This is a genomic window from Actinacidiphila guanduensis (genome assembly GCF_900103985.1).
GTDB lineage: Bacteria > Actinomycetota > Actinomycetes > Streptomycetales > Streptomycetaceae > Actinacidiphila > Actinacidiphila guanduensis.
In genome coordinates this window covers 222,000-239,012 of the sequence record NZ_FNIE01000008.1, presented here as the reverse complement: position 1 = coordinate 239,012, position 17,013 = coordinate 222,000, and the positions used below count along the sequence as shown (strand labels likewise).

Here is a 17,013-nt window from a genome sequence, read left to right as displayed (position 1 = left end):
GCCCCGCCCCGCACCACCCCCGAGGGACCCGATCGCTCCCGACCGCCCGCGATCACCCCCGGCCACCCCCGCGGAGCGGGAGCGGTCCTCACCCGCTCGTCGGCACCCAGTACCGCCGCTTGCCGACCCGCGTGTCCTCGTAGACGCCGCCGCACGCCTCGATCACCTTGCGGGAGGGCGTGTTCTCCACGTCGCAGGTGAGCAGCGCGGGGTCGATGCCGAGGGCGCGGGCCAGCGGCAGGGCCTCGCGGAGCATCGCGGTGGCGTGGCCGCGCCGGCGGGCGGAGGGGCGCACGTCGTAACCGATGTGGCCGCCCCATTCCAGCAGCGGCCCGTTGAGGGTGTGGCGGATGGCGAGGCGGCCGAGGTAGGTGGGGCCGTCGGCGTACCAGTAGGTGGTGCAGGCCACCCGGCCGTCCGGGCGCGGGGTCTCGGGGCGTGCCGCCGCCTCCAGGGTGGCCAGGTAGCGGGCGAAGACGGCGGGGTCGTGCCAGCCGGCACCGAAGCCGCGTATCTCCGCGCCGACCATGGAGTCGTCGCTCGCCCCGCCGCGCCCCTCGGCGGCGAACTCGGCCATGGCGTCGAGGAACGAGCGGTGCAGCAGCACCGAAGGGGGTGTCAGCTCCGGCATGGTCCTCCCCTCACCCCTGGGCGTGTCCCTGGCTGCCGCGCCGGCCGTGCAGCCGTTCGAGCTCGCGGCGGTCGCGCTTGGTGGGGCGGCCGGCGCCGCGGTCGCGCACGCCGATCGCCAGGGCGTCCGCGCGCGGGGGCGGCGGCGGGCTGTTGTCCACGTACGCCTCCGCGGCCACCGGCGCGCCGACCCGCTTGGCCAGCAGCCGGGAGACGACGACCACGCGCTCACGCCCGGCGTGGAAGAGCCGCACCTCGTCGCCGACCTTCACCGTCTGGGCGGGCTTGACGCGCTCGCCGTTGACCTTGACGTGCCCCGCCTTGCAGGCCGTGGCGGCCATCGAGCGGCTCCTGGTCAGCCGCACCGACCAGATCCAGCTGTCCACCCGGACGCTGCCTGCGGTCTCGTTGCTCTCGTGGTTCTTCTGCAGGTTCTGCTGCCCCATGCCGTCGAGCCTACGGCGCCCGTCCACCGGTTTTCCGGCCGTTCGCCCCGGCCGTACCGGAAAGGGCCGGGCAGTGCCGGGGAGCGGCCGGGGCGTGCCGGGGCGGAGGTGCGTCAGCGGGCGTAGACGGCCACGAAGTCCCGCGTGGCCTGCGTGTAGTAGCGGTCCGGCGGGTCCTCGAAGTCGAGGATGTTCGTCGGCTTGGGGTCGGCGGGGTCGCGGCTGCCGTCGTAGGACATGAAGGACGGCCAGGCGCGGTTCATGTCGAGCGGCATGGCGCGCACGGCCCCGGCCCGCTGCATCAGGTCGGCCAGGGTCTCGGCCGACAGGGCCTGGCCGACGACCATGATGATGTCGCCCTGCGCGGTGACGCCGACGCCGGAGCGCGGCACGTACATCCGGCTCTGGTCGCTCACCCCCCACTTGTCGCCGTCGTCGATGTCGGGGACGACCTTGCCGCCGTCGACCATCAGCTCAAGGCACTGGCGCACCCCGACGACCTGCGGGGTCATCCGCACGTCGCGGCCCCACTCGCCGATCCGGATGGAGCCGTCCTTGTAGAAGACCTCGGAGGCGGCGCCGTCGCGCAGCTCGCCGTCGGTCTTCCCGTCGAGGTAGAAGCCGCCGCGCGAGCCGCCGTCGGTGATGCGGAAGCCGCCGTTCCAGGTGGCGACCAGGCCGGTGCGCTGCCCCTGCGGGATGGTCGGCGGCACGTCGAAGGTGCCACCGGGCTCCTTGAAGCCGGGGTGCAGCTGGAAGCGGGCGTACTTGCCGCTGATCCAGGCGACGGCGGCCTCGTAGGAGGTGTGCTCGGCGTCGGGGCGCACATAGGTGCCCTGGACGATCGGCTCGCCGCGGGCGGCGGCCAGCGTTCGGTAGACGCCTTCGCCGGGCAGGGCCGGGCCGACCGGCGGCTTCATGGGGGCGCGCAGCGGCACCAGCGGCTGGGCGGGGGCGCCGGGCCGGGCGGGCGGCGCGGCCTGGGTCGCGCCGGCGGTGGCCTTCATCCGGGCCAGCGCGTCGGCGGACAGGCTGCCGCCGACCTTGGGCGGGTGCATCCGGTACTGGACGTCCTCCAGCCGGTCGACGACGAAGCCGAGTTCGTGGTCGCGGGCCCACTCGGCGAGCCGGGCCTGGGTGCTGTCGGTGCCGGGGTAGGTCAGGGCGCGCCCGACCGACCAGCCGACGACCCCGGTGAGCACCAGGAGCACGGCGAGGGTGCCGCGCACCGCGATCCGGCGGCGGCGCCGCTGGGCGGGCGTCAGGTCGCGCCGGTGCTTCCAGGGGAGCAGCCGCCTGCGCCTGCGGCCGCCGCCCGGCGGTTCCGCGGTGCCGCCGTCCGGCTGCCGCTCGGCGATCGTCATGCCGCTCCTTCCGTCCCCCCGCCCTCATTACGTCTGATATTCATACGTATTGACCGGTGGTCCGCCGGCTGTACCGCCGTTCCGGTCGGAAACACCCGCCCGCCGCACGCCCTAAGGTGGCTGTCGGGCACCAGCGGGAAGGGGAGGGCATGGGAGCCGACAAGCGGGTCGCGGGGCTGATGGCGCGGGCGGGGATACCCGCGGACGTGATCGTGGCGAGCACGCCGCTGGCCGGCGGCACCTACAACACGCTGTACCTGGCCGACCTCGCCGACGGCAGCCGCCTGGTCTTCAAGGTGCCCCCGCCGCCGCACCTGCCGCGGTTGCGCTACGAGGCCGAACTCCTCACCGGCGAGGCGCAGTTCTGCGCCGGGGCCGCTGCGGCGGGCGTACCGGCCCCGCGGGTGCTGCACGCCGAGCCAAAGGAGACGGCCGAGGCGGGCGCCTTCCTGGTGATGACGCACTGCCCGGGCGCGCCCTGGCAGTCGGTCGCCGGTGAGATGGCCCCGGCCGAGCGGGACCGGTTGCGTGGGGAACTGGGCGGCATGGTGGCGCGGCTGCACGCCGTGCGCGGGCCAGGGTTCGGCTACCCGGCGGGCAGCGTGGCCCCGCTGACCGACCGCTGGGCGCCGGCCTTCACGGCAATGGCCGCCGCGGCGCTGGAGGACGCGGAGCGCTACGGCGCGTGGCTGCCCGTCCCGGTGCCCGACATCCGCCGTACGATCGCGGCCGCGGGCGCCTCGCTGGCGGAAGTGACCGTCCCCGCGCTGGTCCACTTCGACCTGTGGCCGGGCAACGTGCTGCTGGACGGCCCGGCGGGCGAGCGCGGGATCAGCGGCCTGATCGACGGCGAGCGGATGTTCTGGGGCGACCCGCTGGCCGACTTCGCCTCGCTGTCGCTCTTCGGGACCGACGCGGAGGACGACGCGGCCTTCCGGGCCGGCTACACCGCCGCGGGCGGGCGCATCCCGGGCGGCGGGCACGCCGGGCGCAGACTTGCCCTCTACCGGGCCTACCTTTACCTGATCATGCTGGTCGAGGTGGTGCCGCGCGGCACGGCGGGCGAACACCTCGCCTGGGTGCGGGAGTTCGCCGGCGCTGGGCTGTCGGCGCAGCTGGCGCTCGCGGCGGCGCCGGAATCGGCCGATGGAGTGGGCGGAGGAAGAGATGGGGAACCTGATGTGGCCGAATCCTTTCGGTGACCCCCCATGCTCTGAGAGGATTCCCGTGCGGCTCGCGGCCGCCCTGACACGGCCGTAGGCTGCGGCATCCCCGCCGCGGCGGGTACGCAGGAACGGCGGTGGGCCGAGGACCACCGCCGTTCCGCGGATGTCCGGTCCGGCCCTCTTGACCGCGCGATGCGCGCCGCCGGCCGGCGGGACGGCCCCCGCTCCGTCCCGGGAACTCCCGGCCGCCTGCTTCCGGACAGCCGCCCGCAGCCGCCCGCCCGCCGTCAGGGCAGGGTCGCCACCAGTGCCGCGTAGGACAGCCCCGCGCCGTAGCCGAGCAGCAGCGCGGTGTCCCCGGAGGCGGCCGCCCCCGAGGAGAGCACGGCCTCCATCGCCAACGGGATGGAGGCGCCGGAGGTGTTGCCGCTGGTGACGATGTCCTTGGCGACGGCGACCCGGTCGGGCAGTTCCATGGAGCGGGTCATGCTGTCGATGATGCGTTCGTTCGCCTGGTGCGGGATGAAGGCGTCGAGGTCACCCGGGCCGATGCCGGCCGCGTCCAGCGCCTGGCGGGCCACCTTCGCCATCTCGTAGACGGCCCAGCGGAAGACCCGCTGGCCGTCCTGGCGCAGCGCCGGGAACGGCTGGCCGGGGTTGTCGCGCAGCGCGTCCCAGGGCACGCTCTGCCGGATCGCGTCGGCCTGCGAGCCGTCCGCGCCCCAGACCACCGGGCCGATGCCGGGGGTCTCGGAGGGGCCGACGACCACGGCGCCGGCGCCGTCGCCGAAGATGAACGCCGTGGAGCGGTCGGTCAGGTCGAGTATGTCGGTCATCCGCTCGACGCCGACCACCAGGACGTGGCCGCCGCGGGCGCGCACGGTGTCGGAGGCGAGCGCCACGCCGTGCACGAACCCGGCGCAGCCGGCGGAGATGTCGAAGCCCGCCGCGTTGGTGGCGCCGAGCCGGTCGGCGATCTCGGTGGCGACCGCCGGGGTCTGCATCAGGTGCGTGAACGTCGCCGCGATCACGCAGGTGATGTCCTGCGGGGTGATGCCGGCCGCCGCGACGGCCTTGGCCGCGGCCTGCTCGGCCATCACGCCCAGCGTCTCGTCCGGTTCCGCCCAACGGCGCGTCACGATGCCTGTTCTCGTGCGGATCCACTCGTCCGAGGAGTCGATGTGGCGGCACACTTCTGCGTTGTCCACGATCCGCCGCGGACGGTACGCGCCCACTCCGAGGATGCGGGAGTGCGGCGCCCCTGCGGGGACGGCGATCTCAGCTTTCATGGGAGCCTTTCAGGCCATCGGCCGGCGGGGGGCGGGCCCCTGCCGCGGCACCCGCTGCAGGGCGCCCGCACAATTCTCGCGCGCCTCGCGCACCTCTCGCGCCCTCCTTCAGGACCGGGCCGTTGGGTCCTGTCCCACACCCTCCCCCTCGTGCCCGCCCCCGCGCGGGCCGTCCCGCCGCGCGGCCGGACGGTCCGTGCGGCGGCCGGGCGGCGGCGAGTTGACGGAAGCGAACAGGTTCCAACACGGTGTGCGCATCACGGTCCGGCAACGCATCGGGATGAGATCGTTGACGACCATGGGCATGTGGCGTAGAACTACCCTGCAGTTGCGATGGCGTTTTATCTTGGTGACTTCTGTTGGAAACGGATCGGCGCTAGAGCCGCTGGAAATGTCCGCCGCCAACGTTTCGCCTGCCGTCCCTTAGATACGCCCACACACACATGGAGGCACCATGTCGGACGTCGAGTCGACGGGCAGCACGTCGGACAGCACCGTGTCCGGCCCCCTGTCCGCGTCGCGCCGGAACCTGCTGAAGGGGGTTGCCGGCGCCGCCGGCCTGGCGGCCGTCTCCGGCGGCCTGTTGACCGCCTGCGGGGGCGGCGGCTCCGACGACAAGAAGAGCGGCGGGTCCGGCAGCACGAAGTCCGTCGCGGGGTCCACGGTGACGTTCGGGTCCAACTACTCCGACCCGGCCGCCAAGACCGCGTTCGCCGCCCTGACCTCCGGCGCCACCGCGGCCACGAAGGTGAACGTCAAGATCAACACGGTCGACCACAACACCTTCCAGGAGAACATCACCAGCTACCTGCAGGGCACTCCTGACGACCTGTTCACCTGGTTCGCCGGCTACCGCATGCAGTACTTCGCCGCGCAGGGCCTGGCGCAGAAGCTCGACGACGTGTGGGAGAAGATCGGCTCCAACTTCAGCCCCGCCGCCAAGAAGCTCTCCACCGGCCTGGACGGCCACCAGTACCTGGTGCCGATCTACAACTACCCGTGGGTGGTCTTCTACAACAAGAGCGAGTTCGCCAAGCGCCACTACACCGTCCCCACCACCTGGGACGAGTACGTCGCGCTGGCGAAGAAGATGAAGGGCGACGGCCTGATCCCGATAGCCTTCGCCGACAAGGACGGCTGGCCGGCCCTGGGCACCTTCGACATCCTCAACATGCGCATCAACGGGTACGACTACCACATCAAGTTGATGAAGCACGAGATCCCGTGGACCGACCAGGGCGTCCACACCGTCTTCCAGCACTGGGCCGAGATCCTGCCGCTGATGCAGAACGGTGCCAACGGCCGGATCTGGCAGGACGCGGCCAAGGCGCTGGAGCAGAAGCAGGCCGGCATGATGTTCCAGGGCACCAACCAGGTCGCCGCCCAGTACGTCACGGACAAGGCGGACCTGGCCGACCTGGACTTCTTCCCCTTCCCCGCGGTCAACCCGCAGTGGGGGCAGGACTACATGGACGCCCCCACCGACGGCTTCATGCTCTCGGCGAAGGCGAAGAACGTGGACGCCGCCAAGGCGATCCTGGAGTACATCGGCTCCGGCCCCGCCGAGACCGCGTACCTCAAGACCGACCAGTGGGACGTCGGCCTGGTCAACGGCCTGCAGGTGCCGACGTACAACGACATCCAGAAGAAGTCGGTCCAGGAGATCTCCAAGTGCAAGGCGGTCGCGCAGTTCATGGACCGCGACTCCGACCCGGCGATGGCCGACGCGATGATCAAGATCTGCCAGAAGTTCATCGACGACCCGAGCACGAGCAGCATCGCCTCGCTGCAGAAGAGCGCCGAGTCCCAGGCGAAGGCGATCTACTCCTGATGACCGCATCCTCCCCGGAGCGTGTCGCGGCGGCGGTGTCGGAGAAGTCCGAGGGCAGCAAGCCCTCGGTCCGGCGCCGCCGCCGGCGGTTGCGCACCATGACCACCCGCGACCGCATCGTGGTCGCGCTGCTGCTCGGCATACCCCTGCTCCTCGACCTGGCCTTCGTGTGGTTCCCCGCGATCGGCACGGTGCTGCTGTCGTTCACCAAGTGGAACGGCGTGGGCAGCCTGCACGAGAAGACCTGCAAGCCCAACATGCCGTCGATCCTCAACAACGGCTGCTGGTACGGGCTGCAGAACTACCACCAGGCCACCACGATCGACCCCTCGTTCTGGCCCGCGGTGCGCCACAACGTCATCTGGCTCGCGGTCTTCGTGGTGATCGCCACCCCGCTCGGCATGCTCTTCGCGGTGCTGCTCGACCGGGGGCTGCGCGGCACCCGCATCTACCAGAGCCTGATCTTCCTGCCGGTGATGCTCTCGCTGGCGCTGATCGGCATCATCTGGGAGTTCGTCTACTCCCAGAACTACGGCCTGATCAACACGGTGATCGGCCGCAACGGCAACAGCAACGCCATCGACTGGCTCGGCAATCCCCATCTCAACTTGTGGGCGGTACTCGTCGAGGCCACCTGGCGGCAGGCCGGCTATGTGATGGTGCTCTACCTGGCGGGCCTCAAGGCCGTCGACCCGACGCTGCGGGAGGCGGCGCTGATGGACGGCGCCAACGCCTGGCAGACCTTCTGGCGCGTGATCTTCCCGGTGATGCGGCCGATCAACATCGTCATCATGGTGGTCACCGTCATCGAGTCGCTGCGCGCCTTCGACCTGGTCTACATCACCAACAAGGGCATCAACGGACTGGAGTTGCTGTCGGTGCTGGTGACCTCCAACATCGTCGGCGAGACCCAGCGGGTCGGCTTCGGCTCCGCCCTCGGCGTGGTGCTCCTGGTGATCTCCCTGGTGCCCATCTCGATCTTCCTCTACCAGACCTTCCGCCGGGAGGAATCAAGTTGAGCTCCCAGACCCTGGCCGCCCCGGCCTCCGTCGGGTCGCCGCGTACCGGCGGCCCCGGCGCCAAGCCCAGGGCCATCGGCCAGATCGCCTCCCAGGTCTTCCTGATCGTCGCCTCGGTGCTGTGGGTCCTGCCGATCCTCTTCGCGCTGTACGTGGCCGTGCGGCCCTACTCGGACACCCGCAAGTACGGGTACGTCTCGATGCCGCACCACCTGACGTTCGACAACTTCCGGCAGGCGTGGACGCAGTCCGACATGCTCCACTTCTTCTGGAACTCCGCGCTCATCACCATCCCGGCGGTGGTGATCGTGCTGGCGCTGGCCTCGGGCGTGGCGTTCGTGCTCACCCGGGTGAACGTCAAGTTCAACGTGGCGCTGCTGATCGTCTTCACCGCGGGCAACCTGCTGCCCCAGCAGGTGATCATCACCCCGCTGTACCGGATCTACCTCAAGATCCACCTGCCGCACTTCCTGGCCGGCAGCGGGCTGATGTACAACTCGATCTTCGGCCTGGTCGTCATCAACGTCGCCTTCCAGCTGGGCTTCTGCGTCTTCGTCCTGAGCAACTACATGCGCTCCATCCCGGGCGAGATGTACGAGGCCGCGCTGGTGGACGGCGCGAGCCTGTGGACCCGGTTCTGGCGGCTGACAGTGCCGCTGTGCCGGCCGGCGCTCGCCGCGCTGGCCACGCTGCTGACCACCTGGATCTACAACGACTTCTTCTGGGCCATCACCCTGATGTCGTCGGGTGACAAGCGGCCGGTGACCTCCGCGCTGGCGAACCTGCAGGGCCAGTTCGTCAGCAACCAGAACATGATCGCGGCCGCGGCGATGATCGCGGCGATCCCGACCCTGGTGGTGTACCTGGTGCTGCAGCGCCAGTTCATCGCCGGCCTCGCCCTCGGCTCCAGCAAGGGCTGAGCGGCGGGCGGCAGTTCGGCGCTCCCGTGGGTCCGGTGCGGCCGGGCGCCCGGCTCCTGATGACAGGGGCGGGCGCCCGGCCGTTTTCATGAGGGGCCCCACTTGGGGCTGGGCCCTCACGATCAGGGGGCCGAACGGGGGCCCGGGCGGGGGGCGTTGACAGTGCGCGGGGCCGCTCCTATATGTGGGAGCGCTCCCACACTTCCCCCCACGAACGGAGGAGCACTCGTGCGCACCTTGTTCAGGCGGTTCGCGCACCGCCCATGGCTGTGGGTCCTGGCCGCGGCCGCCCTGCTCGTGCCCGCGCTCGGCGTGCTGCCGGCCAGCGGCGCGACCGCGGGCTGCCGGGTCGAGTACACGGCCGACCAATGGTCCGGCGGCTTCACCGCGTCGGTGCACGTGACCAACCTCGGCGACGCCCTCGACGGCTGGACCGTGCAGTGGAGTTACGGTGGCGACCAGAAGGTCGTCTCGGCCTGGAACGCCGAGGTCCGACAGAGCGGTACGGAGGTCACCGCGACCGGTGAGAGCTACAACTCCGCGCTGCCGACCGGCGGTTCGGCCGACTTCGGGGTGCAGGGCACCTGGCGGGCGGCCGACCCCTCGCCCACCGCCTTCACCCTGAACGGCACGGCCTGCACCGGCACCACCAGTCCCCCCACAACACCGCCCACCACTCCCCCGACAACTCCCCCCACCTCCCCGCCCGCGAGTTGCGCCGGGGCCGTGATCTGCTCGGACTTCGAGGACCAGAGCGGCACGACGCCCTCGGGAGGCTGGGGCGTGGCCGCACCGGACTGCTCGGGCACCGGCACCGTGTCCGTGGACACCTCGGTCGCCCACAGCGGCACGCACTCCATCCGGGTGGACGGCCACGCCGGCTACTGCAACCACGCCTTCCTGGCGAGCGGCACCGACCTGTCCGGGGTGGGGCCGACCCTCTACATCCGGCTGTGGGTCCGGCACACCACGGCCCTGCCCTCGGGCCACGTGGCCTTCGTCTCGATGCCGGACGCCTCCCAGGGCGGCCGGGCGCTGCGGATCGGCGGGCAGAACGGCGCGCTGCAGTGGAACCGCGAGAGCGACGACGCGACCCTGCCGGCCCAGAGCCCGGCCGGGGTGGCGCAGAGCAGGCCGCTGCCCACGGGCGGCTGGCACTGCCTGCGGTTCGCGATCGACACCACGGCGCCGGGCCTGGACACCTGGCTGGACGACCAGCAGGTCCCGGGGCTGCACGCGGACGCCGTGCCCACCCCGGACATCGACCAGCAGTGGCTGTCCTCCACCCTGCCGCCCCGCCCGACCTCGCTCCGGCTGGGCTGGGAGAACTACAGCACGGGCGATGACACGCTGTGGTTCGACGATGTGGCGGCCGGCTCCTCGCCGATCGGCTGCTGACCGCCCCGCCGGACCCGGCCCGCCGCCCCCACAGGGCCGGTGGCCGTACCGCGGCAACGCGAGCGGTACGGCCACCGGCCGCGGGAGCCCGGCCGGCTCCCATTGCGGTATGACGCTCCGTCAACTCGCCCTGCAGGTCGGCGTGCCCAGGCTCGTGGCGGAGCCGGTGAGGGTCAGGCCGAAGGTGGTGGTGGCGGCAGGGGCGAGGGTGCCGTTCCAGGAGGCGTTGCGGAAGGTGGCGGTCGTGCCGGAGGTGGTCGCCTCGGCGTTCCAGGCGGAGCCCACGGCAGTGCCGGCCGGCAGGTCCAGGCCGACGGACCACGAACTCGTGCTCGCGCTGCCGGTGTTGGCGACCGTGACCTGTGCCTGCAGGCCGCCCGGCCAGGAGTTGGTGACCGTGGCGGTCGCGGTGCAGCCGCCCGAGGCGGGACTCGTGGGCGGGGTCGTGGGGGGCGTTGTCGGCGGAGTGGTCGGCGGAGTGGTCGGCGGGGTCGTGCTGCCGCCCTCGGTGGTGTACTCCACGGCCGTGTACGGGGCCGAGCAGGTGCTCGAACAGGTCGCGGGCAGTGAGAAGTCGTAGATGCGGCCGCCGAACACGTAGGCGTCGGCGGCGTCCTTGACGCGGATGCTGAAGTCGGTGCCGCCGTCGGTCGTGGGCTGCAGGATGTACGACTCGCCCATGTCGCTGTTCATCTGGGCGTCGTGCCAGGTGCCGCCGGACAGGTACTGCACCCCGTGGATGCCGTCGGGCAGGTGCGAGACGGCGACGGCGGCCCAGTAGCGCTGGGCGCCCTGCAGGAAGCCGATCCGGATGTCGCCGCTGTAGCCGGGCGCGGGCACGTAACTCCAGGACACCTGGCGGTTGTTCCAGTGGTCGGCCAGGCCCGTGACCGGGGCACCGTCCTTGGTGAAGCGCGCGAGCGAGGAGGTGACCAGGTCCAGGTGGTTCGGGTCGTCGCGGCACCAGGCGTTGGCGTCGGCGCAGCTGTCGGCCACCACCATGGTGAGCGTGGCGCCGTCGTACTGGTCGGCGGTCCAGCCGCCACCGCGGCAGAAGGGCTGGCCGGGCGCCCCGTCGTTGGTGCCCGTGCAGTAGTCGCCGATGGTCACCCGCATGTAGCGGCCGCAGTTGAGCCCGTTGTCCCAGGCGCCGATGATCCCGCTCTGCGCGGGCGGCACCGGGCGGGGGTGGGCGCTGTAGTCGCCGGGGGTGTCGAAGACGTTGAGCGCCACGAAGTCCTGTGTGTCGAGCTGGGCCTGCGGCAGGCCGCAGCCGCCGTAGGGCTGGCCGAGGCCGTCGAAGTGGGTGGCGTTGCCGACCACGTCGGCCCGCGGGGTCGCGGCGGGCGCGGGCAGCACCGCGGCGGCGACGAGCAGGGCGGCACCGGACAGCGCGGCGAGCCAGGCGGCCGGGCTCCTGCGGCGTTTCGGGGGTGGGCTGAATCTCATGGGGCTGCTCCAGGATGTGGGGGGACTCCCGTGCGGCCCACGCATGGGAGCGCTCCCATAGTCGGCCCGGCCCCTCGCCCCGTCAACGGCCCGTCACCTCCCGTTCCGCGCCGGGTGGACGGCATTGCGGCAGGCCCGGCCACCGGCAAGCGCGACGCCGACGCTCCCCGCATAGGCGCGGCCCTTCCCGGGCCGGTGCGGGCCCGCGCCGATAATGGGTGGTCAGGACCGGACCACCGCAGGAACGGAGCACCCCCGCATGCCCTCCCCCGCCACCGCACCCCTCCTCCCGCTCAACGACGGCACCCGGCTGCCCGCCGTCGGCCTGGGCACCTACCCGATGGACGACGCCGAGGCCGAGCGGGCGGTGGCCGAGGCGATCGGGCTCGGCTACCGGCTGGTCGACTCGGCGGTGAACTACCGCAACGAGACGGGCACCGGCCGCGGCGTGCTGAACAGCGGCGTCCCGCGCGAGGAGATCGTCGTCACCACCAAGCTGCCCGGCCGCGACCACGGCTACGAGCAGACGCTGCGTTCCTTCGAGGAGTCCCGCAAGCGGCTCGGCCTGGAGTACGTCGACCTCTACCTGATCCACTGGCCGCTGCCCCGGGTGGACGCCTACGCCGACTCCTGGAAGGCGATGGTGAAGCTGCGCGAGGACGGGCTGGTGCGCTCGATCGGCGTCTCCAACTTCACCGCGGAGCACATCGACCGGCTGGAGCGGGAGACCGGTGTGCTGCCGTCGGTGAACCAGGTCGAGCTCCATCCGCTGTTCCCGCAGGAGGAGTTGCGGGCGCAGATGGCCGCCAAGGGCGTGGCGGTGGAGAGTTGGAGTCCGCTCGGGCGCGGCAGCGACCTGCTCGGCAGCAAGGAGGTGGCGGCGGTGGCCGAGGCGCACGGCGTCACCCCGGCGCAGGCCGTGCTGCGCTGGCACGTCCAGCTCGGCGCGGTGCCGGTGCCCAAGTCGGGCGACCCGGGACGGCAGCGGGCGAACCTCGACATCTTCGGCTTCGAGCTGACCGAGCAGGAGATGGCCGCCCTGGGCGGCCTGGGCCGGGGCCGGATCGGCGGGGACCCGCAGACGCACGAGGAGTTCTGAGCCGCCTCCGGCCGCGGGGCTTCGCGCCGGCCCGGCGTCCCGCCGCGGAGCCCCGTCGGCACCGCGGCGTCCCCGCAATCCTGCAGCCGGGTGGCGGTGTCGTGTCCGCCGCCCGGTCGTACTGTCGGAGGAACACCCCACGACGGCGGTATGTCCGGATTGCGGGTGATTGCACCCGATGCCATGCTGAAAATCCATCCACCCCAGAGAATGGAGATGGTCCCATGGCTTCGGAGCTGACAGCCCCGGTCGAGACGGCAGCCCTTGCCGCCGAGGTCGAAGGCCTGCTGGACTCGGCCGAACCCGAAGGCATCTACCGCGACACCCGCGAGTGCGGCGGCGGCCTGCTCCTCGCGGCGCTTCTGCTGATCTCGCCCCCGACCCCCCGCGCCCCGAAGACGGACGCCCGCTGACGTCCTAAGGGGAACGTGTTGGCCGAGCAGGCGCAGGAGAACTCCTCCCTGAGCACTGTGGTGGCCGACGTCGCGAACGGAGTCGCCCTCGCCCTCGACGGCGAGGGCGGCTCCTACGCGCTGTCGGCACTTCTGGCGCAGGACGACGCGGTGGCCCTGGCCGCCGTACGGGTGCTGGGGGCCGATGTGCTGGCGCCCTACGCGCTGGGCGCCCCACCGGGCGGCGGCCCCGACGAGCAGGTCGTCCGCAAGGCGCTCGCCGCCTATCCGCCGGGCGCCGACGCCTCCGAGGTGTCGGTGTGGTCCTACCGCGGTCTGGTCGAGGCGTCCCGCGCCTTCCTGCCCGCCGGCGGGGACTGGCCGGACACGCCGCAGGCCGGCGCGGCCTGGCTGCAGACCGACCCCTGGCCGCGGCTGACCCACCGCGCCTCGCAGCTGGCCGCCTTGGCGCTGCCGGGCCTCGCGCCCGCGCTGGCCGCGGGCCTGGCCGCCCGCACCGAGGACCTGGCCAGGGGCTTCGTCCGGGCCGTCCGCCGCCGCGACTGGCTGCAGGCCGCGGGCGCGGGCCGCTGGCTGGCCCGGGTGCCCGATGTGCCCCAGAGCCTCGGGCTGGACGCGGGCCTGGTGTACGTGCGCCGGATGAGCGGGGGCGACCCCCGGGTGGCACTGCATGCCGCGGCCGCCCGCCGCTTCCACCTCCGCGGCCCCCGGTGACGGCCGGCCCCGCCGCGCAGGGCGCGGCTCCCCCGAGCCCGCCGCCCGGGGCCGCGCACCCGGACGCCGAACTGCTGGACGACATCGTCGCCGGGGCGCTGCGCTGGCTGGAGGCGATCCGCCCCTGCTTCCGGCTGCCCCCGGACGCGGCCACCGACGCCGACCCGAACACCACGCTCAAACCGCTGGGCGAGCTGGCCGAGCTGGCGCACGTGATGCAGACCCTGCACCCGCTGCCGCAGGTGCGGGCCGCGGCCGCCGAGCTGTTCGCCTTCGCCTGGAAGGAGACGCGGGGCGGCGAGCTGTTCGCCGAACTGGTCCGCGGTGAGCCGGTGGCCACCTATCCGGTGGAGCTGTACGGGGTGTTCGCGCGGGCGGGGCTGCGCAACCCGGCCGCCGAGGAGCTGATCGCGGCGACCACCTCGCTGGTGCGCTGGCGGGTGGCCCGCGAGGACCACACCCGCACGCTGGGCGTGCTCAACGCCGAGCGGCGGATCGGGCTGCCGGAGCACACCGGCTTCGACCGGGTGCTGGCGCTCACCGGCCTGGGCCTGCGCCCCGAGCCCTGGGCGCTGGACCTCAAGGCCGCCTACGGCCTCACCCACGACGTCTTCCACACCGCCGACTGGGGCCGCTCCCCCGGCCGGCTGCCCGCCCCGCTCGCCGACTACCTGCGGCTGTGGCTGCCCGCGTGGACCGAGACATGGACCGAGGAGCGACTGTGGGACCTGGTCGGCGAGTTCCTGGCCGTCACCGCCCTGCTGCCCGGCGCCCCGTACGACCCCGCGGCCTGGCGCCGGCTGGCCGCGGCCCGCGGCGCCGACGGCGCCCTGCCCGAGCGGGGCGACCCGCCGCCGGGTGACGCGCCGGACGGGGAGCGGTTCACGGCCTGCTACCACTCCACGCTGGTGGCCGCCTTCGCCGCGACGCTCGCCCGGTCCCGCCCGCCGCAGCCCCAGTCCCCGGCGCAGTCCGATCGGGCGGCGCCGCGGACCACCGCTCATGGCGGCCGCCCGGCGGGCTCGCCGGACCCGGGCGGTGCGGCCGCCGAGGGCCCGGGCAACACGCTCCGCGGGCCCGCCGACCCCCGACTCCCGCTGCCCGAAAGCGAGGCGACCCCGTGACCGCCGCTCCTCCCGCGCTCCTGCACCGTGTCGGCGACCTCGCGCTGTCCTGGCTGGACGCCCGGCGCGAGATGTTCCGGCTCACCGACGAGGACCTGGCCACCGGCCGCGGCATCGTCGAACGACTGAAGCCCGTGGGCGAGTTGGCGATCAACATGCGGGTGCTCGCCCGCGAGGGCGTGGCCGGCTCCCGGCAGCACGACTGCTCGGTGCGGCTACTGGACCACGCCTGGCGCGAGCTGCTCGACGGCGGCAACCTGCTGGCCGAACTCCAGCGCCAGGAGCCGCTGTCGCCGGTGCCGCTGGAGGTCTACGCGAGCCTGCACGAGCTGGGCCACCGCCACCCCGGCCTGGAGAACGCGATCGACCTGGCCCGCAGCACCCGCAGCTGGCGCGCCCTGGAGATGATGCCGAGCCGCCGGCTGGGCGTGCTCAACGCCGAGCGCAAGCTGGGCCTGGTGCCCAGCGGCGACATGGCCGAGGCGCTCGCGGCGACCTGGCTCGGCCGCATGCCGGAGCCCTGGACGGTGCAACTGCACATCGCCTACGACATCACCCACACCGTCTTCCACCTCACCGACTGGGGCGCCGCGCCCGACCGGCTGCCGCCCGAGATCGCCGACTACCTCGCCCTGTGGCTGCCCGCCTGGATGGCGGACTGGGCCGAACTGCAGCACTGGGACCTGCTCGGCGAGCTGCTGGTGGTCGACGCGTGCCTGCCGCGGCCGACGCTGGACGCCGGGATGTGGGAGCTGTACGCGGCGGCGCAGTCCGAACTCGGGGCGATGCCGGTGCAGGGGCCGATGCCCGAGGGCAGCCCGGAGACCGTCTTCGACCAGGTCCACCACCCCACGCTGGTGGCCGCGTTCGCCTCGGCGATGGCCACCTCGCGGGCGCTGTCGGCGGACGTGGCCGCGTGAGCGCCCCGGCCCCGGCCGCCTACGGCAGCGACGGCCTGGCCGCGCGCCTGGACCGCGCGCTCGGGCAGGTGCGGGCGCCGGACGTGGTGGTGGCCGCCAGCCGCGACGGCCGCCGGGCGTACGCGGCGGGCGGCGCGGGGCCGGTGCCCGCGGTGCCGCGCGAGCTGCTGGCCTACGAACTCGGCTCGCTCTCCAAGACGTTCACGGTGCTGCTGCTCGCCGACCTCGCCCGCAGCGGCGTGCTCGGCCTCGACGACCCGCTCGCCGCCCACCTGCCGGTGCGGCTGCCGCCCGGCGACACCCGCCGCGTCACCCTGCGCCACCTGGCCACCCACACCTCCGGGCTGCCGCGCGTGCCGCGGGACCTGCTGGCGGGCGCGCTGCTGCGGCCGTACGCCAACGGGTACGCCGGCTACGGCCGGGACCGGCTGCTCGCCTCCTTCGCCGGCGCCCGGCTGCGGCACCCGCCCGGCACCCGCTGGCACTACTCCAACTTCGGCCTGGCGCTGCTCGGCCCGGCGCTGGAGGAGGCGGCCGGCGCCCCCTACGCCGAGTTGCTGGACCGGCGCGTGCTCGGCCCGCTGGGGCTGACCGCCACCGCGGTGGGCACCGCCGCCACGGAGCGCGCCACCGGGTACCGCGGCGACGGGCGCACTCCGCTGCCGCCCACCGACATGGCCGCCTTCGCCCCGGCCGGCGGAGTGGTCGCCACCCCCGCCGACGTGCTCGCCTACGCCGAGGCCCACCTGTCGCCCGGGAGCGGCGGCGGCCTGGCGGGCGCGCTGCGGGACGTGCAGCAGCCGCAGCTGCGGCGCGGGCCGCGGCGGCGCCGGGAGACCCACACCCTCACCTGGTACCAGCACCCGGCGCCCGGCGGCCCGCTGCTCTTCCACGCCGGGGCGACCTTCGGCCAGCAGTGCTTCCTCGGCCTGCACCCGGCGACCCGTACGGCTGTGGCCGCCTTCGCCACCCGCCACGACCGGATGAGCGCGGTGGTGAAGTCCGGCTACGAGCTGCTGTCCGCGCTCACAGCGGAGCAGCGCGTGACCGCGGAGAGCGGGTCCGCCGCGGCCTGAGGCGCCGCCGCACCCGTCCCGTCCGCCACGCTTTTCCCGCGCCTTTCACCGGACGGCCGCGGTGCGGCCTTCCGCGCGCGCGGGAGTACCCGAATGGCGCGGGAATTGCGCCGTGCCCGCGTTATGCCCGGACCACCCGGAGCAGCAATGCAGCG

16 protein-coding genes are annotated in these 17,013 nt (G+C 73.3%); 11 read left to right on the top strand and 5 right to left on the bottom strand.

Annotated elements, in window-relative coordinates; all coding sequences use genetic code 11:
- Positions 1 to 88: 88 nt before the first annotated feature.
- The 3 genes from BLR33_RS19050 to BLR33_RS19040 form a co-directional block, all read right to left on the bottom strand.
- Positions 89 to 631, bottom strand: a complete 543-nt coding sequence (locus tag BLR33_RS19050) for a GNAT family N-acetyltransferase (RefSeq protein WP_093785718.1) — start codon at positions 629 to 631, stop codon at positions 89 to 91.
- A 10-nt stretch (positions 632 to 641) separates the two neighbouring features.
- Positions 642 to 1,076, bottom strand: a complete 435-nt coding sequence (locus BLR33_RS19045; RefSeq protein WP_093785717.1) for an RNA-binding S4 domain-containing protein — start codon at positions 1,074 to 1,076, stop codon at positions 642 to 644.
- Positions 1,077 to 1,189: 113 nt separating this feature from the next.
- On the bottom strand, positions 1,190 to 2,440 hold the full coding sequence (locus BLR33_RS19040) for a phosphodiester glycosidase family protein (protein ID WP_093785716.1): 1,251 nt from the start codon (positions 2,438 to 2,440) through the stop codon (positions 1,190 to 1,192).
- Between the two features lie 149 nt (positions 2,441 to 2,589).
- Here BLR33_RS19040 and BLR33_RS19035 point away from each other — a divergent pair, with 149 nt between their 5' ends.
- Positions 2,590 to 3,642, top strand: coding sequence for a phosphotransferase family protein (locus tag BLR33_RS19035; protein ID WP_093785715.1), 1,053 nt, complete (start codon positions 2,590 to 2,592; stop codon positions 3,640 to 3,642).
- A 251-nt stretch (positions 3,643 to 3,893) separates the two neighbouring features.
- Here the strand turns inward: BLR33_RS19035 and BLR33_RS19030 are convergent, their stop codons facing one another.
- A complete protein-coding gene (locus tag BLR33_RS19030) occupies positions 3,894 to 4,895 on the bottom strand; it encodes a beta-ketoacyl-ACP synthase III (RefSeq protein ID WP_093785714.1) in 1,002 nt (333 codons plus the stop codon).
- Between the two features lie 529 nt (positions 4,896 to 5,424).
- On the opposite strand from BLR33_RS19030, the gene BLR33_RS19025 reads away from it, so the two are divergent.
- The 4 genes from BLR33_RS19025 (at position 5,425) to BLR33_RS19010 (ending at position 10,063) form a co-directional block, all read left to right on the top strand.
- Positions 5,425 to 6,726, top strand: coding sequence for an ABC transporter substrate-binding protein (locus BLR33_RS19025; protein WP_245771533.1), 1,302 nt, complete (start codon positions 5,425 to 5,427; stop codon positions 6,724 to 6,726).
- Complete coding sequence (locus tag BLR33_RS19020; RefSeq protein ID WP_093785712.1) at positions 6,726 to 7,745, top strand: carbohydrate ABC transporter permease; 1,020 nt, start codon at positions 6,726 to 6,728, stop codon at positions 7,743 to 7,745. Before BLR33_RS19025 ends, BLR33_RS19020 begins: the two co-directional genes overlap by 1 nt.
- On the top strand, positions 7,742 to 8,665 hold the full coding sequence (locus BLR33_RS19015) for a carbohydrate ABC transporter permease (protein WP_407639699.1): 924 nt from the start codon (positions 7,742 to 7,744) through the stop codon (positions 8,663 to 8,665). The genes BLR33_RS19020 and BLR33_RS19015 overlap by 4 nt, the downstream gene beginning before the upstream one ends.
- 228 nt (positions 8,666 to 8,893) lie before the next feature.
- A complete protein-coding gene (locus tag BLR33_RS19010) occupies positions 8,894 to 10,063 on the top strand; it encodes a cellulose-binding domain-containing protein (protein WP_093785711.1) in 1,170 nt (389 codons plus the stop codon).
- Positions 10,064 to 10,183: 120 nt separating this feature from the next.
- Here BLR33_RS19010 and BLR33_RS19005 read toward each other — a convergent pair whose 3' ends face one another.
- Positions 10,184 to 11,512 carry a cellulose binding domain-containing protein gene (locus BLR33_RS19005; protein WP_093785710.1) on the bottom strand — a complete coding sequence of 443 codons (1,329 nt, stop codon included), beginning with the start codon at positions 11,510 to 11,512 and terminating at the stop codon, positions 10,184 to 10,186.
- A 259-nt stretch (positions 11,513 to 11,771) separates the two neighbouring features.
- On the opposite strand from BLR33_RS19005, the gene BLR33_RS19000 reads away from it, so the two are divergent.
- From BLR33_RS19000 to BLR33_RS18975, 6 genes are all read left to right on the top strand, one after another.
- Complete coding sequence (locus BLR33_RS19000) at positions 11,772 to 12,611, top strand: aldo/keto reductase (protein ID WP_093785709.1); 840 nt, start codon at positions 11,772 to 11,774, stop codon at positions 12,609 to 12,611.
- Positions 12,612 to 12,835: 224 nt separating this feature from the next.
- Positions 12,836 to 13,024: a hypothetical protein gene (locus tag BLR33_RS18995; protein ID WP_093785708.1), complete on the top strand. Its 189-nt coding sequence runs from the start codon at positions 12,836 to 12,838 to the stop codon at positions 13,022 to 13,024.
- 18 nt (positions 13,025 to 13,042) lie between these two features.
- Positions 13,043 to 13,738 carry a hypothetical protein gene (locus BLR33_RS18990; RefSeq protein WP_245771507.1) on the top strand — a complete coding sequence of 232 codons (696 nt, stop codon included), beginning with the start codon at positions 13,043 to 13,045 and terminating at the stop codon, positions 13,736 to 13,738.
- Positions 13,735 to 14,862 (top strand): DUF6895 family protein, encoded by a 1,128-nt coding sequence (locus tag BLR33_RS18985; protein ID WP_176930323.1) that lies wholly within the window; start codon positions 13,735 to 13,737, stop codon positions 14,860 to 14,862. The genes BLR33_RS18990 and BLR33_RS18985 overlap by 4 nt, the downstream gene beginning before the upstream one ends.
- On the top strand, positions 14,859 to 15,782 hold the full coding sequence (locus BLR33_RS18980) for a DUF6895 family protein (RefSeq protein WP_093785707.1): 924 nt from the start codon (positions 14,859 to 14,861) through the stop codon (positions 15,780 to 15,782). The genes BLR33_RS18985 and BLR33_RS18980 overlap by 4 nt, the downstream gene beginning before the upstream one ends.
- The gene (locus BLR33_RS18975; RefSeq protein WP_093785706.1) at positions 15,779 to 16,858 is read left to right on the top strand and encodes a serine hydrolase domain-containing protein; all 1,080 of its coding nucleotides are present in this window, start codon (positions 15,779 to 15,781) and stop codon (positions 16,856 to 16,858) included. Before BLR33_RS18980 ends, BLR33_RS18975 begins: the two co-directional genes overlap by 4 nt.
- The last annotated feature ends 155 nt before the right edge of the window (positions 16,859 to 17,013 follow it).